This window comes from Pseudotabrizicola sp. (genome assembly GCF_030656345.1).
Lineage (GTDB): Bacteria > Pseudomonadota > Alphaproteobacteria > Rhodobacterales > Rhodobacteraceae > Pseudotabrizicola.
The window spans coordinates 239,216-255,782 of record NZ_JAUSNR010000010.1 but is presented as its reverse complement, the minus strand read 5'-3'; the positions used below and the strand labels follow the sequence as shown (position 1 = coordinate 255,782).

The window sequence follows — 16,567 nt, the reverse complement described above, 5'->3', positions numbered from 1 at the left end:
ATGCGCATCGGCTCCCGTCAGATCGGCCCGGATCACCCGCCTCTGGTCATCGCCGAAATCGGCATCAACCATGGCGGCAGCCTGGATGTCGCCAAGGAAATGGTCCGTCTGGCGGCGGGTGCCGGCTGCGAGATGATCAAGCATCAGACCCATATTATCGAAGATGAAATGACCGATGAGGCAAAGTCGATCTTTCCGCCCAATGCCGATGTCTCGATCTGGCATGTGATGGAGCGCTGCGCCCTGTCGCTGCCCGATGAGGCAGAGCTGAAGCGCTATACCGAAAGTCTGGGGATGATCTGGATATCGACGCCGTTTTCGCGCGCGGCGGCCGATTTTCTGGAAACCCTCGATGTGCCCGCCTACAAGATCGGGTCGGGAGAGGCTGACAACCTGCCGCTGATCCGCCACATCGCCCGCAAGGGCAAGCCGGTGATTCTGTCGACCGGCATGCAGACGATCGAGACGATCCGCGCATCGGTGGCGATTCTGGATGCGGCGGGGGTGGAGTATGCGCTGCTGGAATGCACCAACCTGTACCCCAGCCCGCCGGAAATCGTGTCGCTGCGCGGCGTGACTGACCTGAAAAACGCCTTTCCGAACGCGGTTGTCGGCTTCTCCGACCATTCCATCGGGCCGGAGATGGCCCTTGCCTCTGTGGCGCTTGGCGCCTGCATACTGGAGCGGCACTACACCGACAGCCGCTACCGCAAGGGCCCCGACATCATCAATTCGATGGACCCGTCCGAACTGCGCCACCTGATCGACCGCTCGCGTGAGATCTGGATCGCCGCCAACAACCCCAAACAGCGCACCGGCCCGGAAGAAGATGTCTACCGCTTCGCCCGCGCCTCTGTGGTCGCCGACCGCGACCTGCCCGCAGGCCATGTGATCACCGAATCCGACATCTGGGCCCGCCGCCCCGGCAGCGGAGAGATTGCGGGCTATGAGTTCGACAAGGTGCTGGGCAAACGCCTGACCCGCGCGGTGACGCGCAATACACAGCTGAAGTGGGGGGATCTGGGGTGACCGCAGCACTTTCGCTGCCGATCTGGATGATCAACCTTGACCGGGCCACCGAACGGCGTGCCAGGATGGAGGCGCAGTTTGAAACGATGGGGCTGACGGTCACCCGCATCGCGGCCATTGACGGCAAGGCCGAGGCCGCGCGCATCGCGCCCATGGCCGACACCGCCCGCTTTACCGCGCTGATGGGTCGTCCTCCGCTGGCCGCTGAACTGGGCTGCTATCTGTCGCATCTGGAAGCATGGCGGCAGCTGATCGACTCGGGCGCTGAAGTGGGGCTGGTGCTGGAAGATGACGTGGTGTTTCATGATAACTTCCTGCCCGCAGTCGCGGCCGCGCTGACGGTCAGGGATCAGTGGGACATGCTGAAGCTGAACAGGATACGCGCCAAGCTGCCACTGCGGCAGGGCAGGGTGCAGGACTGGCAGCTGAACGCCTATCTTGGCCCCGCTACCGGCTTTGGCGCCTATCTGATCACAGCCGAACTGGCGGCGCGCTTGTTGCCAAGGCTGCTGCCGATCCGCCTGCCAATAGATTATGAGGCGACGCGGTTTTTTGAACATGATTTCCGTTTGATTGGGCTGGAACCATTTCCCAGCCATGTCGATGACGGGGGCAACAGCACGATCACCGGACAGAACTTTGCCGAGGTGGTCAAACCACGCCGCCACAAACGCCTTGGCAATTATGCCATGCGCGCAGGCAACTACCTGCGGCGTGCGTATTGGCTGTCCCGGCGGGGAATGCTCGCCGCTTGGAAAAGGAATTGGTTGTGACGCAAACAATTACCCGGCTGACTAGTTTGACTATTCCCCCGGAGCTGGGGCTCAGACGCGATCCGCCCCCGCGTGCGAAAGTTACATCCGAAGCATTCTGGGACCTCTACGACTCCACTACTCTATTCTACACTGCGATTTATGACGCAGTGGTGCGCCAACTCCATGTTTTCGCCCCGCCGATGCTGAACTTTTCGTTGGTGGTAAAGCGGGCCCAGTTTTATTTAAATGGCCAGAAGCTTGACGCTCCACATGTTATTCATGCAGAGAAATTCGATCAGCTCATCTTCGTTAATATCCCATCAGGGTCGATCCTGACCATGGCTGTAGATGGTACTGAGAGTGCGATGCCCGTCTTATCCTGTGACAGCGCGCGTTTCGCCGGGCGTCGTGTTGTATACACCATGTCACGGAATAACGATTTAGCATGGATTAAGGATTGGATGATCTGGAATCAGCAGATGCACAAAGCGGATGCGGTGTTGATTGTTGACAATGGTACGACCGCGTATGAAGCAGATGAGCTAGCCGCGACACTTCGCTCGGTTGCAGGCTATAATAGAGCCGAGGTGATGCAGGTGCCTTCCCGCTATGGTCCTGACATTACTACAGCTCACCGCGCTCAGGATGGCGCGTTCTTGCAGACGGCCCTCATGAATGCCTTTTGGATGCTATGGCTGCGTTATGCGAGGGCCGTGCTGAATGTAGATGTAGACGAGCTGATAGTTTCTGCCAGTGGCGAGGCGATATTTGATGCAGTCGAATCTGCCACGTTCGGGCTTGTCATGGCCACCGGCCATTGGCGGTATGCTGCGCCGGGGAGTCCTGTTGTTCGCCACCGCGATCATACTTTGATGCTGCCGGGTGACACAGCTTGTCCACCGAAGTATTGTTTGCGCCCGGACGGTTTGGCGGCGCGGCAGACGCTCAAGGTACATGGTGTTAAGAATTTTAAGCGAGTGCCATTTGTGAATCGCGAACACTTCACTTTCCTGCATTGCCGCAACATCTCGACCTCTTGGAAGTATGATCGCTCGAAGTGTGACTATGGGGCCATGGTTGAGGATTCAGAGACAAAGACATTACTAAAACAGGTTTATTCTGAGACGATTAGGGAATGAAATCTCTCCTCTTCCTCACCGGCACCCGTGCCGATTTCGGCAAGCTGGAACCGCTTGCTGCCGCCGCGCGGGATGCCGGGCATCGGGTGACGTTTTTTGTCACCGGCATGCATATGATGGACCGTTACGGCCTCACCAAGCTTGAGGTGCAGCGCATGGCCGGGGTGCGGGTGCATGAATTTCTGAACCAGCGCCCCGGCGACGGGCAGGATATTGTGCTGGCGAAGACCGTGGTGGGCTTTTCCGACTATATCACCGAACATTCACCCGACCTGATCGTCATCCACGGTGACCGGATCGAGGCGCTGGCGGGGGCGCTGGTGGCCGCCACCAATTACATCGCCTCGGCCCATATCGAGGGCGGCGAGGTGTCGGGCACGATTGACGAGGTGTTCCGCCATTGCAACACCAAGCTTGCGACGCATCATTTCGTGTCCTCCGACAGCGCAAAGCGCCGGGTGATGGCGTTAGGCGAACCCGAGGCGGCGATCCATGTGATCGGCTCGCCGGAACTTGACTTCCACGCCGGGCCATCGGGCGTGACGCTGGCCGAAGTGACGGCGCGCTATGACATTCCCTTTGCCGAGTATGGCATCGCGGTGTTCCACCCGGTCACGTCGGAACAGGCCAGCATGGGCGCGCAGGCGCAGGCGCTGTTTGGCGCGCTCAGCGCTTCGGGGCGGAATTTCGTGGTGATTGCGCCGAACAATGATCCGGGGTCAGAGGCGATTTTCGCGGTGCTGGATGCGCTGCCCAAGGAGCGGTTCCGCCTGATCCCCTCAATGCGCTTTGCGCATTTTTCGGAACTGATGAAACATGCCGCCTGCATGGTCGGCAATTCCAGCGCCGGGGTGCGTGAGGCCCCGTTTCTGGGCCTGCCCTCGCTGGATGTCGGCACGCGGCAGACCAACCGGGCCATGGCGGCGTCGGTCGAATTTGCGGCGGCGGGTGACGCGGCGGGGGTGGCGCAGTTTCTGGCCGCCCGCTGGGGCCAACGCCATGCGCCCGACACGGGCTTTGGCGCAGGCCATGCGGCAGAGCGGTTTGCGCAAACCCTCAGCCGCCCGGAATTCTGGGCGCAGGGCTTGCAAAAGGCCTTCCGCGACCAAGACACGGTTGAAAAAGACGGTGGCTGAGCCTGCGCCCACCGGCCCGGTCCTGCGGGCCTATCTGGCGGCCAGCCCGCTGATCGCCCTGGCAGGCCCGCTGGTGCTGCGCCGCCGTCTGGCGCGCGGCAAGGAAGACCCCGCACGGGTGACGGAAAAGCGCGGCCAGCCTTCGGCCCCCCGGCCAGCGGGGCGGCTGATCTGGCTGCATGCGGTGGGGCTGGGTGAGGTGCTGGCGCTGCGCGGTTTGATCGCGGCGATGGCCCGGCTTGACCCGGCGCTGCAGTTCCTCATTACCTCCTCGGCCCGGTCTTCGGCGCAGGTGATCGGGGCCAACCTGCCCCCCGGAACCCGGCACCAGTATCTGCCGCTGGATGCGCCGCGCTATCTGCGCCGGTTCCTCGACCACTGGCAGCCCGACCTGTCGGTCTGGGCCGAGCAAGAGCTGTGGCCGGGGGCCGTGGTCGCCGCCCATGCGCGCGGCGTCCCGCTGGCGCTGGTCAATGCGCGGATGACTGATGCGGGTTTTGCCCGCCGGGCGCGTGCGCGCGGGCTTTATGGGGATCTGCTGGCCCGGTTCAGGCTGATCACCGCGCAGGACACTCGCAGCGCCGGTCATCTGCGGGCGCTGGGGGCGGCGCAGGTGCAGGTCACCGGATCGCTGAAATCGGCCGCCCCGCCGCTGGCCGCCGACCCTGTGGCACTGGCGCAGGCGCAGGCCGCGGTGCAGGGCCGCCGGGTCTGGGTTGCTGCATCGACCCATCCGGGGGATGAGGCGCAGGCGATGGCGGCGCAGGCCAGCCTGTGGCGGGATGATCCGCGCTGGCTGCTGGTGCTGGCCCCGCGCGATGCGGGCCGGGCCGGGGCGGTGGCGTCAACGCTGACCGAGGCGCGGCTGCCCTTTGCCCGGCGCAGCCTTGGCCGGGTGCCCTCGGCCAGCGATGCGGTCTGGCTGGCCGACACCTATGGTGAAATGGGCCTGTGGTACCGCGTGGCAGAGTCGGCGCTGATCGGCGGCGGGTTCGACGCCATCGGCGGCCACAACCCGTGGGAGGCGGCGCATTTTGGCACCGCCATCCTGCATGGGCCGGACATTTCCAATTTTGAAGGCGATTACAGCCAGTTGCAGGCCAAAGCTGCGGCGCTGTCACTGGCCCCCGGCGGGCTTGCGGCGGCTTTGCAAAACCCCGACCTGCCCGCAATGGCGGGGCGGGCGGCGCAGATCGTGCACAGGGCCGGGGGCGCGCTGACCCCGCTGGCGACCGATCTGCTGGCACTGGTGCGCCCATGATGCGCGGCTTTCTGCTGCTGTGGTCGGCGGTGTGGAGTTTTGGCCTGCCGTTGATCCTGCTGTATCTGTGGCGGCGCGGGCGCAAAGACCCGGCCTATACCGCCGATCTGGCCGAACGCTTTGGCCGCTACCCGGCACCCTTGCCGGGGGCGGTCTGGGTCCATGCGGTGTCGCTTGGGGAACTGCGATCGGCCGTGCCGTTGATCCGCGCGCTGCTCGACCGGGGGGATCGGGTTGTCACCACCCATTTCACCCCCGCCGGGCGGGCAGAGGCGGAGCGGGTGTTTGCTGCCGATATCGCCGCAGGCCGGATGCAGGCGGTCTGGGTGCCGCTGGAAACCGGCTGGGCCTACGCCGGGTTTTTCCGCGCCTTCCGTCCCGCCTACGGGCTGGTGATGGAGATCGAGATCTGGCCGCGCATGGTTTTCGCCTCCGCCAGGGCCGGGGTGCCGCTGTTCATGTGCAACGCGCAATACCCCAGCCGTGCGCTCTCGCGCGACAGCAAGGGGCTGCGCATCCGGCAAGCGGTGATGCGCGGCTTTGCCGGGGCCTTGGTCAAATCCGACCTTCAGGCGCAGCGCTTTGCCACTGTCGGTGTGCGCAACATTGCCGTCACCGGCGAGCTGCGCTTTGACCAGCCGGTGCCGCCCGAACTGGTGGCCGCAGGGCAGGCGGCGCGGGACTGGATCGGCGCGGGCGCGCGCCGCGTGATCGCGATTGCAAGCGCGATAGAGGGCGAGGATGCAACCTATATCCACGCCATGCGCGCGCTGCGCGATGACCATACCGCAAAGGCGTTGCCGATGCCGGTGTTCGTCTACGTCCCACGCAGGCCAGAGCGCTTTAAGGGCGTGGCCGAAGCCCTTGTGAACGAAGGGTTTTCGCTGATCCGCAGGTCAGACCTGCCGGGGCCGTTCGATCCGGCGCTGTGGCCGGTTCCGCCGCAATGCCCCGACATCCTTTTCGGCGACTCGCTGGGGGAAATGTACGCCTATCTGGCCATGGCCGATCAGGTGATTGTCGGCGGCGGCTTCAACCCCAAGGGCGCGCACAACATTTCCGAGGCGCTGGTGCTGGGCAAGCCGGTGATCACCGGCCCGCATACCCATACCATCGAATACCCTTTTGCCGAGGCGCAGGCCGCAGGCGTGGCCGTGTCTGTGCCGGATGCACCTGCACTGGCCGCCCGTCTGCTGGCCAACCCGCAGACCGACGCAGGCAAGATCGCCGCCTTCACCGCCGCACATTCCGATGCGACCCGCAAGACGCTGGACGCCATCCCGTGCCTGCTGGCGCAGGTCAGACCTTCCTGACGCCCGCGTTCAGCTGTTCGGTCAGCAGAAACTCGACCAGCCGGAAATCATAGGGCGTATCAATGTCATGGCAGCGTTCAGACGGCAGCACAAACGGCACGACGCGGCCTTCGTAAATGGTCTTTGCCCGGCGCAGATAGTCGGGGGCCACCACATAGACCACGCCGACATGCTCATACACCACCGGCGCATCCTGCCGCGCCCAGACCCCGCCGGGCAGGGGTTTGGACACCTGCAGCGCCCCCGTGGCATCGGGTTCGACCAGATTGAAATAGGGGTTCTTGCGCGCCTCGCACACGCTCATCACCATGTCCGGGGTGTCGGCTTCAAACGTGTCCAATGCGCCGTCGATGTCTTCGGGGATGCGCAGCGGCGAGGTGCAGTCCAGATCGAGAAAGGCAGACACCGGCCCGCAGATCGGCTCTGACGCCGTCAGCGCATGTTGCCAGACCCCCCATTTCGGCGCGCTGTCGGTGGCAAGCTCTGCGGGCCGCAAGCCGATGTCCAGCGCCCCGCGCGCCCGGGCGTGTTCATAGATCGCCGGATCGTCGGTCGAGACCACCACTGCGCCGACGCGCGGGTTGGCGAACAGCTGGTCCAGCGACCAGTCGATCAGCGGCTTGCCGCACAGGGTGCGGAAGTTCTTGCCCGGCACACCCTTGGAGCCTTTGCGCGCACCGATATGACCCAGGATCATCGCGTTTCCCCGCTGTGTTGAAGTGCCGTGTAATAGGCGGTCAGCCGCGCCTTGACCGGCCCGAGGGCGGCTTCGGACCAGATCAGGCGGCGGCCCTTGCGGTCCACCACCTCTGCCCCGTCGGGCAGGGTCAGCAGGGCCTCACCCTTGACCTCCACGCCCGGAAGGGTCAGCGCGATCAGCCCGGCCCAGCGGCGGCGCACCCATGGCAGAGACGCCCGCAGGTGGATCAGCCAGGGCCATGGCAGCATGAATTCGGTGGGCAGCTTCACCGCCATATCGCGCGGAATTGCCCGCATATGCGGCTGGTGCGACCAGCTGATGAAGCGTTCATCGGCAATCATCGGGCGGAGGCCGTTATATCCCAACTCTGCCACCAAATCGCGGTACCGCGCCGCGATATGGGCGGTTTCTGCGGGATGATAGACCACGATGGAAGAATTGCCGCGCGCATATTTGCGGCCTTTGGTCAGGCGGTAAATCGCGCGGGCCAAGGCACCAAAGGGCAGAATGGCGCTTTGGAAGATTGCCACGGTCTTGGGATTGGTCTGCAGGGCCAGAAACCGGGTCATATCGCCGAACACAACCGTGTCGATGTCGATGAACACCGCTGGCAGATCATCGGGCACCACGCCCGCCTCGAACATGCACAACTTGGTCTGGCAGCCCGCGCCGCGCATCCGCGGGTCCATGAAGACGTCGGGGATCAGCCGCTGCACCACACCTGCGCGCAACCCGTCGCGCAGCCGGTCGGTGATCAGCACCACGCGCGGGGCGTGACTGGCCAGCCGGCAGACGGTGTCAATCAGGTGATTGACCTCGGCCACCGGGTATTTGGTGCCCCACAGGACCAGCACAAGCTGCCAGACCGGGGGCGGGGCGGCTGTCATGTCCGCACACCGGCAAAGCGCACCTGCCAGTCGGCGCGTTCTTCGTCGGTGATCTTGCGGAACAGGTTTTCCGGCACGGCAAAGGGCTGCCCCGGTTCCAGTGCGCGCATCGCGGCGGGCAGATCATCGGGCCATGTCCAGTCATCCGACCCCATCGCCGCCATCATGCTGGCTGACGCATCGGGGATGAAGGGCTGCGACAGGATGGCGTAGACGCGGATCAGGTTCAGCGCCAGCCGGATCATCGCCTGTGCCTGTTCCGGGTCGGTCTTCACAACCGTCCACGGCGCTGCGGCCTGCAGGTATTCGTTGCCGATCACCCAGATCGCGCGCAGCTCGGCGGCGGCCTTGCGCACCTCCATCGCCTGCATCAGCGACTCGTACTCACGGATGCGCGCGCCAAGGTCCGCAATCAGTGCGGTTTCCATCGGGCCGAACTGGCCGCCAGCAGGCACCTGCGCCCCGAATTTCGCGGTGGCGAATTTGGTGACCCGGCTGACGAGGTTGCCCAGCACATCGGCCAGATCCTTGTTCACCGAACTTTGGAAATTCTCCCACGTAAACTCCGCATCCGACGATTCCGGCGCATGGGACAGCAGCCACCAGCGCCAGTAGTCGCTGGGCAGGATCGACAGCGCCTGATCCATGAACACCCCGCGCCCGCGCGAGGTGCTGAACTGGCCGCCATCATAGTTGAGGTAGTTGAAGGATTTCAGGTAATCCACCAGCTTCCACGGCTCTCCCGACCCAAGGATCGTGGCGGGGAAAGACAGGGTGTGGAAGGGCACGTTGTCCTTGCCCATGAACTGGTAATAGGTCACGTCCTCTGCGCCCATATCGGTGCGCCACCAGCGCTGCCATGCGGCATCATCCAGACCATTGGCATCGGCCCATTCGGCGGTGGCGGCGATGTATTCGATGGGCGCGTCGAACCAGACGTAGAACACCTTGCCCTCCATCCCCGGCCAGGGCTGATCGCCGCGCCGCACCGGGATGCCCCAGTGCAGATCGCGGGTGATGCCCCGGTCCTGCAAGCCATCGCCATCGTTGAGCCATTTCTTGGCGATCGATGTGGTCAGCAGTGGCCAGTCCTGTTTGGAGTCGATCCACGCCTCCAGCTTGCCGCGCAGATTGCGCTGCATGAGGTAGAGGTGCTTGGTTTCGCGCAGCTCCAGCTTGGTGCTGCCGGAAATGGTCGAGCGGGGGTTGATCAGATCGGTCGGGTCCAGCTGTTTGGTGCAGTTGTCGCACTGATCGCCGCGCGCCGACTCGTAGCTGCAGTTGGGGCAGGTGCCCTCAACATAGCGGTCGGGCAGAAAGCGGCCGTCATCGACCGAATAGATCATCTGCTGCGTCACTTCGCGGATCAACCCACTGTCGGCCAGCTTGCCGGCGAAATGCTGGGTCAGCACATGGTTGCGCGGGCTGGACGAGCGGCCGAAATGGTCAAACGACAGCCGGAACCCGCGCGCGATGTCCGCCTGCACCGCGTGCATTTCGGCGCAATATTCCGCCACCGGCTGGCCTGCCTTGGCCGCCGCCAGTTCTGCCGGGGTGCCGTGCTCATCCGTGGCGCAGATGAACATCACCTCATGCCCGCGCGCGCGATTGTAGCGCGCGAACAGATCGGCGGGCAGCTGGCTGCCGACCAGATTGCCCAGATGCTTGATCCCGTTGATATAGGGAATGGCCGAGGTGATGAGAATCCGTGCCATGATGCGCCTTTGTCTGATGGTGCGGCCCGTTTAACGCAAGCAGCAGCGCCTTGCCAGAGGATGCGCGGGGGGCTGAGGGCAGCATTTTGAGTATTTGGAAAAGGTGCAAGCCATGGGCGGCCTGCGCCCGTGTCAGCGGTCGCGGCGGCCCCGCAGCAGCTTGCCGATCAGGAAAGAGGTGCGCGGCTCGTAGGTATAGGGGGTGCGGGCCCCCGGCGCGGGGCGGGCGCGCATCCGCGCCAGACCGAACAGGATCAGGGCGATATTGGCGACGGCAATCATGGCGAACATCGCCGGAGGCCCGAAGCGGTCGATCAGCAGGGCCGCGATCAGCGGGCTGGCAATGGCCCCGACGGCATAGAGAAACATCAGCGCGGCAGACAGCTCCACCCGCTCCATCTGGGTGGCGTGGTCATGGGCGTGCGCGGTCGAAACGGAATAGACCGGCATGGTGACGAACCCGAAAGCGCCTACGGCAAGAAAAATCGCCACGATGCCATTGCCCGCCGCCAGAACGGTCGCCGCGCAGGCAGCGGCGGCGGCGACCGACAGGCCGATCAGCACCCAGCGGCGGTCATAGCGGTCTGCCAGCCAGCCGATGGGGTATTGCGCAAAGGCCCCGCCCAAGACGTATGCCGCCAGAAACAGCGCGATCTGATCGGCGCGCAAGCCCACTTCGGTGCCATAAAGCGGGCCGACCATGCGGAACGCGGCGCCCGTCACCCCCGACACCACCACGCCCGCCGAGGCCAAGGGTGACAACCGCCACGCCAGCCCCGGGCGCAGGCGGGGGGCGTCGGGCATCTCGGGTGCTTCGGCCTTGCTGAGCGTCAGCGGAAAGATTGCCAGACAGCACAGCAGCGCCAGAATGTTGTAGGACAGATAGCTTGCAGGCTCCAGCACCCCTATCATCAGCTGCGCGCCCAAGGACCCCACGATATCGACCACGCGGTAAACGCCCATGGCGCGGCCACGGGTTTCATTGGTGACCTTGGCCTGCAACCACGCCTCGATGATCGTGTAGCACCCCGCCACCGCCAGCCCCGATGTCAGCCGCATCAAGGCCCAGGCATAGGGATCGACCAGCATCATATGCGCCAGAATCCCCAGCGTGCCGGCGGCGGTAAAGGCGGCGAATGCGCGCGAATGGCCGACACTGCCCATCAGGCGCGGGGCCCACCAGCAGCCGATGAAAAAGCCGAAGAAATGCGCCGAGCCCAACAGCCCGATCTGCGACGTGCTGAACCCCAGCTGCACGCCCGATATCGCATCCAAAGGGGCGACCCCGCCAAGGCCCAGCTGCAACAGCACGACCGACAGGAACAGGGCGGCAAAGGAGATCAGCAGGCGCATCGCCGCAGCAAAGACGCTTTGCCGGGCAGAGTAAAGGGGTGCCATCCCCGGAACCCGCGCAAAGCGCGGGGGCGATGACGCTTGGCCTTGCCACGGCGGGCAGGGCGGTTAGGTTGCCTGCCAAGTGACGAAAGAGCGAAAAGGGCAGGCAATGGAACGGGTTCAACTGGGGCAGAGCGGGATCGAAGTGTCAAAGCTGTGCCTTGGCACCATGACATGGGGCAGCCAGAACACTGAGGCCGAAGGCCATATGCAGGCCGATCTGGCGATCGACCATGGCGTGACCTTCTGGGACACGGCGGAAATGTACCCGACCAATCCGGTGCGGGCGGAAACCATCGGAGATACCGAAACCATCATCGGCACCTGGCTGGCGCAGCGCGGCGGGCGGTCGGGCGTGCAGATCGCGACCAAGATCACCGGCGCAGGGCAGGCGGCCGTGCGGGACGGCGCGCCAATCACCGGGGCGTCCTTGCGCGCGGCGGTCGAAGACAGCTTGCGCCGGTTGCAGACCGATTACATCGATCTGTATCAGCTGCACTGGCCGAACCGGGGCAGCTATCATTTTCGCCAGTCTTGGCGCTTTGCCCCGCGCGCGACCGACCGCGCGGCGGTCGAGGCCGATATGCTCGATGTGCTGCGCGCCGCCGCCGATCTGATTGCCCAAGGCAAGATCCGCGCCATCGGGCTGTCGAATGAAAGCACTTGGGGGGCGGCGCTGTGGCTGCATCTGGCGCAGGTGCATGACCTGCCGCGCATGGTCTCGGTGCAGAACGAATACTCGCTGCTGTGCCGCCAGTTCGACACCGACTGGTGCGAGCTGAGCATGGTTGAGAACATGCCGCTGCTGGCGTTTTCGCCGCTGGCGGCGGGGTTGCTCAGTGGCAAATATGCTGGTGATGTGGTGCCGGTGGGCACAAGGCGCAGCTTTACCCGCGACCTTGGCGGGCGGATCACGCCGCAGGTGTTCCCCGCCGTGGCCGCCTATCTGGGGATTGCCGCCACCCATGGACTGGACCCCTGCCAGATGGCCATCGCCTTTTGCCTGTCGCGGCCTTTCCCTTGCATTCCGATCATCGGGGCCACCTCGGTCGATCAGTTGGCCATCAATATCGGTGCGGCCGGTATCACGCTGTCTGGTGCGGTGATGGAGGATATCGCCATCGCCCACCGCCTGCACCCGATGCCGTATTGAGCGGGGGGCCGGGCGGGGGGCTTATGCCGGACAAGCCATCAGCGCCATCTGTGGGCTGCTTTGCCACCCCGGGGGCCACATGCGTCTGCACCTGATCCCGCGCGCTCTTATCCTTCTGGTGTTGCTGGCGCTGGCGGGCTGTCAGGCCCTGCCGGGGGTGAAGCGCGGCGGCGACGCAGCGGTGGCGCAAAGCCCGGTCACCGGGGGCGAGATTGTGGTGACCTCGCTGGACAGTGCCCCGCTGCCAGCGGCCGCAGAGGCGGAGGCCGTGCCGTTGTCGCCGGTACCCGACTCCATGCCGGACGCACCTGTCGCCACTGCTGATGCGGCCAACGCGCCGATTGCCGAACCCGTTGGCCCGGTCGCCGTCAAATCCGCAGCCCATCTGGCCTGCGAAAAGCGCGGCGGGATATGGAGCGCGGCAGGCGGCGGCACGGCGGCTTTCTGCCAGACTCCCACCCGCGATGCCGGTAAATCCTGCAAGGCCGCGACCGATTGCACCGGCTATTGCCTGTCACAATCGGGGACCTGCGCCCCGGTCACGCCGATGCTGGGGTGCCACGCCATTCTGGATGAACAGGGAAGGATGCTGACACAATGCATCAACTGACGCGCCGCCTGTCCCGGATCAACCCGCGTCTGGCGACTGGCCTGCTGTGTCTGGCACTGGTGGCCTGTGCCCCCAAACCCGCGCCACAGACCGCACCCTTTCGCGCGGCAAGCGCGCCGATCTGGTCGAATGCGCAGTTCGACCCGGGCCGGATGGTCGGCCAGTGGCGGCAATCGGCGGCGTTTGCCGCCACGGTTGGGTGCTCTGCCGGTGGGGCCGACATTGGCGGGCGGGCGGGGGCGCTGACCATCAATGCCCGGCTGTGCCTGTCGGGGCAGGATGTGCGGCTGTCGGGGCCGATGCCGGGCACCGGGCCGGGGCGGTTCCGGGTGGAAGGGCAGGAGTGGTGGGTGATCTGGGTCGATACCGATTACCGCACGCTGGCCATCGGCACGCCTTCGGGCGCATTCGGGTTCATCCTGAACCGGGGCGGGGCCTTGCCGCCCGACCGGCTGCGCGCCGCGCGCGAGATCTTTGATTTCAACGGCTATGACACGCGGTTTTTGCAGGCCTTCTAGGCCACCCGCGACCGCAGCTCACGCAGATGTGCGGGCAGGTTGCGGGCGCTGACGGATGCTTCGCGCACCAGCCAGTCAAAATGCCGGGTAAAGCTGTCGACCCGCGCGGAATCTCGGAAGGCCAGATAGTGCCGCCCCAGATACAGCACCGCCAGCAGCGGCCCGAACACGGTGATCGGTGCCGAAAACACCCGGCGCGCATCAAACAGCGTGACCCGCAGCGCCGGATACAGCGCCTCGGTCAGCTCGATCATCCGGTCGATCTGCTCCAGCCGCAGGGCGGCGGGCAGGCCGGAATAATAGCCGGTGCCGGTGGAAAACGCCAAAAGCACGTGCTGCGGCAATGCTATTTCATAATCCGACCGCGCGCCGCGCATCCACGTGAGCCGGTCTTCAAACGCGCCGATGGCCTGCGCCGCAGACCGGCCCAGCTGCGGCGCATATTCCCAGTCGACCATGCTGCGCGTTTTCAGCATATCGGGCAGCGTCGCGGGCACATGGCGGATTTTGTAGCCCGCCGCCTCCTGATGCCAGCCAAAGATCGCCTCATCGATCAGCGCGCGCGGGGCCTGCGTCTCGGTCAGCTGCATGGCCAGCAGGTCGGCCATCGGCTCGGGCCGCCCGGACAGACCCAGCAGCCAGTCGGCAGACACGCCCAACGCCATCGCGCAATCGGCGGCCAGTTGGGCATTCGGCATCCGCTTGTCTGACACCAGCAGCTGGCTGATGGTGGACCTGTCCACGCCGCAGGCCCGCGCCAGTGCCGCCTGCGTGATGCCCCGTTCGGCCATCGCCTCGGCCAGCCGGGTGCGGAACAGGGCGGCACGAATGCGTTTGTCGATCATTTCCAACCCTTGGTGATTAAACACAACGAAGGTGATATTTTGTTGCGCATCCTTGGCATTTTCGCCCCCTTTGGCAAGTGATACTCACAAATGAGTTATCATGGATGGACCAAACCCTTGGCGCTTGCCGATCCTGTTCCGACTCACCGCACCCGCACCGCCATCGAATGGCCCACGCTTGCCCTGCTGGCGGCGACCTATGCGCTCTGGGCCTGTGGCACCACCCTGCTGTACACGCTGTCGCCGGTGCTGGGGGTGATTGTGACCGCCGTGGCCATCGCGCAATACTGCTCGCTTCAGCATGAGGCGCTGCATGGCCACCCGTTCCACACCGCCTGGCTGAACGAGGCGCTGGTGTTTCCCGCCCTTTACCCCACGGTGCCCTATGGCCGGTTTCGCAGCACGCATCTGGCACATCATCATGATCCGGTGCTGACCGACCCCTATGATGACCCGGAATCGAACTATCTTGACCCTGCGGTCTGGGCCCGGCAGCCGCATTGGTTGCAGGCTGTGCTGCGGGTCAACAACACGCTGCTGGGGCGGATGACCATCGGCCCGGTGCTGGGCAACCTGCTGTGGCTGCGGTCCGAGGCGCGGCTCTTGCGCCGTGACCGCGCGGTGCAGCGTGACTGGCTGCTGCATCTGGGCGGGCTTGCGCTGCTGGTGCTGTGGCTGAGTGTGGCTCCGATGGGCTGGGCGGGCTATCTGATCGCCTTCTACCTCGCGACGGCGCTGCTGAAAATCCGCACCTTTCTGGAACACCGCGCGCATGAAGCCCACCGCGCCCGCACGGTGATTGTCGAGGATCGCGGCCCGCTGGCGCTGCTGTTTCTGAACAACAACCTGCACGTCGTGCACCATATGCACCCGCAGGTGCCATGGTACCGGCTGCCTGAGCTCTATGCCGCCAACCGCGACCATTACCTGCGCCGCAATGACGGCTATGCCTATCGGTCCTACGCGCAGATCTTTGCCCGCCATTTCCTGCGCGCCAAAGATCCGGTGCCGCATCCGCTGATGCCCGAAGATCCGGCCTATACGATGCGGCGGAATGCCGGTGCGGTGCCCGAGTTGTCAAAGAAAGGCACGCCCTGATCGGGCGCGCCGCGCAAGGCGGCCGTCACCTCGGCCAGCACCACCTCGGTGATGAAGGGCAGGTCCAGCGCCCGCGCCTGCGCCAGCCCGATCCAGTGCAGGTGGGAAAGCTCATCCTCTGCCGCGCTGAAATCTTCCGCTGATCCGGCCAGATGCGCCGCGTCGGCCAGAAAGAACCGCGCGTCAAACCGGCGGGGCCGCCCCGGCGGGGTGATGGCGCGGAACACAAAGCGCAGGGCGGGCGCGTCCGTAGGCGGCAGCACCAGCCCGGTTTCCTCGCGCAATTCGCGCACCGCCGCCCCGGCAAGGGCCGAAGGGCAGGGCGCATCCGGCCCGCACATGGCCCGCAAGCGTTCAGCGCATTGGTTTGTCATCGGCAACGGGTCCGCCACATCGCCCGGATCGACCGCACCGCCCGGAAACACGTATTTCGACGGCATGAACACCGCCGCCGCCCCGCGCATCCCCATCAGCACCTGCGTGCCCGATGGGGCTTCGCGCCACAAGATCACCGTGGCCGCCGCGCGGATCGCGGGCAGGGGGGCCGCGTCACTCATCATGCCCGTCCCCAAAGCCATGCATCCGCCGTGACCATTGCAGCGCCACCATCACCCCTTTCAGCCGGGGCAGCAGATACAAAGACAGCGCCACCGTGCCGACCGAAAACACCGATGCCAGCACCAGCGGATCGGGGCGAAAGGCGGTGAACACATACAGGATCAGCGGGGCCATCAGATGCCCCACGATCAGAATCGTCAGATAGGCCGGGCCATCATCAGCGCGGTGATGGTGAAACGCCTCAGCGCAAACCGGGCAGGTGTCGCGCACCTTCAGGTAACCGCGCAGCATCTGGCCCGCGCCGCAGTTCGGGCAACGCCTGCGCCAGCCGCGCAGCAGTGCCGGGCGCAGCGCCCGTTCTTCGTGCGGCACCACTCCGGCGTCGGGCGGGGCGCAAGCTGTCATCTCCGGCATGGCTGTCTGACTTTTTATATGGGGATCAGGGCCGCGCGGTG

The 16,567-nt window shown here is 65.1% G+C and carries 17 protein-coding genes; 10 read left to right on the top strand and 7 right to left on the bottom strand.

What is annotated here, in order from left to right:
• The 6 genes from Q7J44_RS04915 to Q7J44_RS04890 are packed head-to-tail and all read left to right on the top strand — an operon-like array spanning position 1 to position 6,633.
• On the top strand, positions 1–1,029 hold the full coding sequence (locus tag Q7J44_RS04915) for an N-acetylneuraminate synthase family protein (RefSeq protein ID WP_304877582.1): 1,029 nt from the start codon (positions 1–3) through the stop codon (positions 1,027–1,029).
• Positions 1,026–1,802 (top strand): glycosyltransferase family 25 protein, encoded by a 777-nt coding sequence (locus Q7J44_RS04910; RefSeq protein WP_304877579.1) that lies wholly within the window; start codon positions 1,026–1,028, stop codon positions 1,800–1,802. The genes Q7J44_RS04915 and Q7J44_RS04910 overlap by 4 nt, the downstream gene beginning before the upstream one ends.
• Complete coding sequence (locus tag Q7J44_RS04905; RefSeq protein WP_304877576.1) at positions 1,781–2,923, top strand: hypothetical protein; 1,143 nt, start codon at positions 1,781–1,783, stop codon at positions 2,921–2,923. The genes Q7J44_RS04910 and Q7J44_RS04905 overlap by 22 nt, the downstream gene beginning before the upstream one ends.
• Entirely contained in the window at positions 2,920–4,059 is a 1,140-nt protein-coding gene (neuC, locus tag Q7J44_RS04900) for a UDP-N-acetylglucosamine 2-epimerase (RefSeq protein ID WP_304877573.1), read from the top strand. Before Q7J44_RS04905 ends, neuC begins: the two co-directional genes overlap by 4 nt.
• Entirely contained in the window at positions 4,052–5,320 is a 1,269-nt protein-coding gene (locus tag Q7J44_RS04895) for a 3-deoxy-D-manno-octulosonic acid transferase (protein ID WP_304877571.1), read from the top strand. The genes neuC and Q7J44_RS04895 overlap by 8 nt, the downstream gene beginning before the upstream one ends.
• Positions 5,317–6,633, top strand: a complete 1,317-nt coding sequence (locus tag Q7J44_RS04890) for a 3-deoxy-D-manno-octulosonic acid transferase (protein ID WP_304877569.1) — start codon at positions 5,317–5,319, stop codon at positions 6,631–6,633. Before Q7J44_RS04895 ends, Q7J44_RS04890 begins: the two co-directional genes overlap by 4 nt.
• Here Q7J44_RS04890 and Q7J44_RS04885 read toward each other — a convergent pair.
• The 4 genes from Q7J44_RS04885 to Q7J44_RS04870 form a co-directional block, all read right to left on the bottom strand.
• Positions 6,620–7,330 carry a cytidylyltransferase domain-containing protein gene (locus Q7J44_RS04885; RefSeq protein ID WP_304877566.1) on the bottom strand — a complete coding sequence of 237 codons (711 nt, stop codon included), beginning with the start codon at positions 7,328–7,330 and terminating at the stop codon, positions 6,620–6,622. The genes Q7J44_RS04890 and Q7J44_RS04885 overlap by 14 nt on opposite strands.
• Positions 7,327–8,220, bottom strand: a complete 894-nt coding sequence (locus Q7J44_RS04880; RefSeq protein ID WP_304877564.1) for a hypothetical protein — start codon at positions 8,218–8,220, stop codon at positions 7,327–7,329. The genes Q7J44_RS04885 and Q7J44_RS04880 overlap by 4 nt, the downstream gene beginning before the upstream one ends.
• Positions 8,217–9,935, bottom strand: a complete 1,719-nt coding sequence (gene metG / locus Q7J44_RS04875) for a methionine--tRNA ligase (protein WP_304877561.1) — start codon at positions 9,933–9,935, stop codon at positions 8,217–8,219. The genes Q7J44_RS04880 and metG overlap by 4 nt, the downstream gene beginning before the upstream one ends.
• 132 nt (positions 9,936–10,067) lie before the next feature.
• Complete coding sequence (locus Q7J44_RS04870; protein ID WP_304878036.1) at positions 10,068–11,288, bottom strand: MFS transporter; 1,221 nt, start codon at positions 11,286–11,288, stop codon at positions 10,068–10,070.
• A 151-nt stretch (positions 11,289–11,439) separates the two neighbouring features.
• Here Q7J44_RS04870 and Q7J44_RS04865 point away from each other — a divergent pair, with 151 nt between their 5' ends.
• From Q7J44_RS04865 to Q7J44_RS04855, 3 genes are all read left to right on the top strand, one after another.
• Positions 11,440–12,483: an aldo/keto reductase gene (locus Q7J44_RS04865; RefSeq protein ID WP_304877558.1), complete on the top strand. Its 1,044-nt coding sequence runs from the start codon at positions 11,440–11,442 to the stop codon at positions 12,481–12,483.
• Positions 12,484–12,562: 79 nt separating this feature from the next.
• Entirely contained in the window at positions 12,563–13,093 is a 531-nt protein-coding gene (locus tag Q7J44_RS04860; RefSeq protein WP_304877556.1) for a hypothetical protein, read from the top strand.
• Entirely contained in the window at positions 13,081–13,611 is a 531-nt protein-coding gene (locus Q7J44_RS04855) for a lipocalin family protein (protein WP_304877554.1), read from the top strand. Before Q7J44_RS04860 ends, Q7J44_RS04855 begins: the two co-directional genes overlap by 13 nt.
• Here Q7J44_RS04855 and Q7J44_RS04850 read toward each other — a convergent pair.
• Positions 13,608–14,456, bottom strand: a complete 849-nt coding sequence (locus tag Q7J44_RS04850) for a helix-turn-helix transcriptional regulator (protein WP_304877552.1) — start codon at positions 14,454–14,456, stop codon at positions 13,608–13,610. The genes Q7J44_RS04855 and Q7J44_RS04850 overlap by 4 nt on opposite strands.
• A gap of 90 nt (positions 14,457–14,546) precedes the next feature.
• On the opposite strand from Q7J44_RS04850, the gene Q7J44_RS04845 reads away from it, so the two are divergent.
• On the top strand, positions 14,547–15,554 hold the full coding sequence (locus Q7J44_RS04845) for a fatty acid desaturase (RefSeq protein ID WP_304877550.1): 1,008 nt from the start codon (positions 14,547–14,549) through the stop codon (positions 15,552–15,554).
• Here the strand turns inward: Q7J44_RS04845 and Q7J44_RS04840 are convergent.
• Positions 15,494–16,111, bottom strand: coding sequence for an NUDIX hydrolase (locus Q7J44_RS04840; RefSeq protein WP_304878034.1), 618 nt, complete (start codon positions 16,109–16,111; stop codon positions 15,494–15,496). The genes Q7J44_RS04845 and Q7J44_RS04840 overlap by 61 nt on opposite strands.
• Positions 16,104–16,526: a DUF983 domain-containing protein gene (locus tag Q7J44_RS04835; RefSeq protein WP_304877548.1), complete on the bottom strand. Its 423-nt coding sequence runs from the start codon at positions 16,524–16,526 to the stop codon at positions 16,104–16,106. The genes Q7J44_RS04840 and Q7J44_RS04835 overlap by 8 nt, the downstream gene beginning before the upstream one ends.
• Between the last annotated feature and the right edge of the window lie 41 nt (positions 16,527–16,567).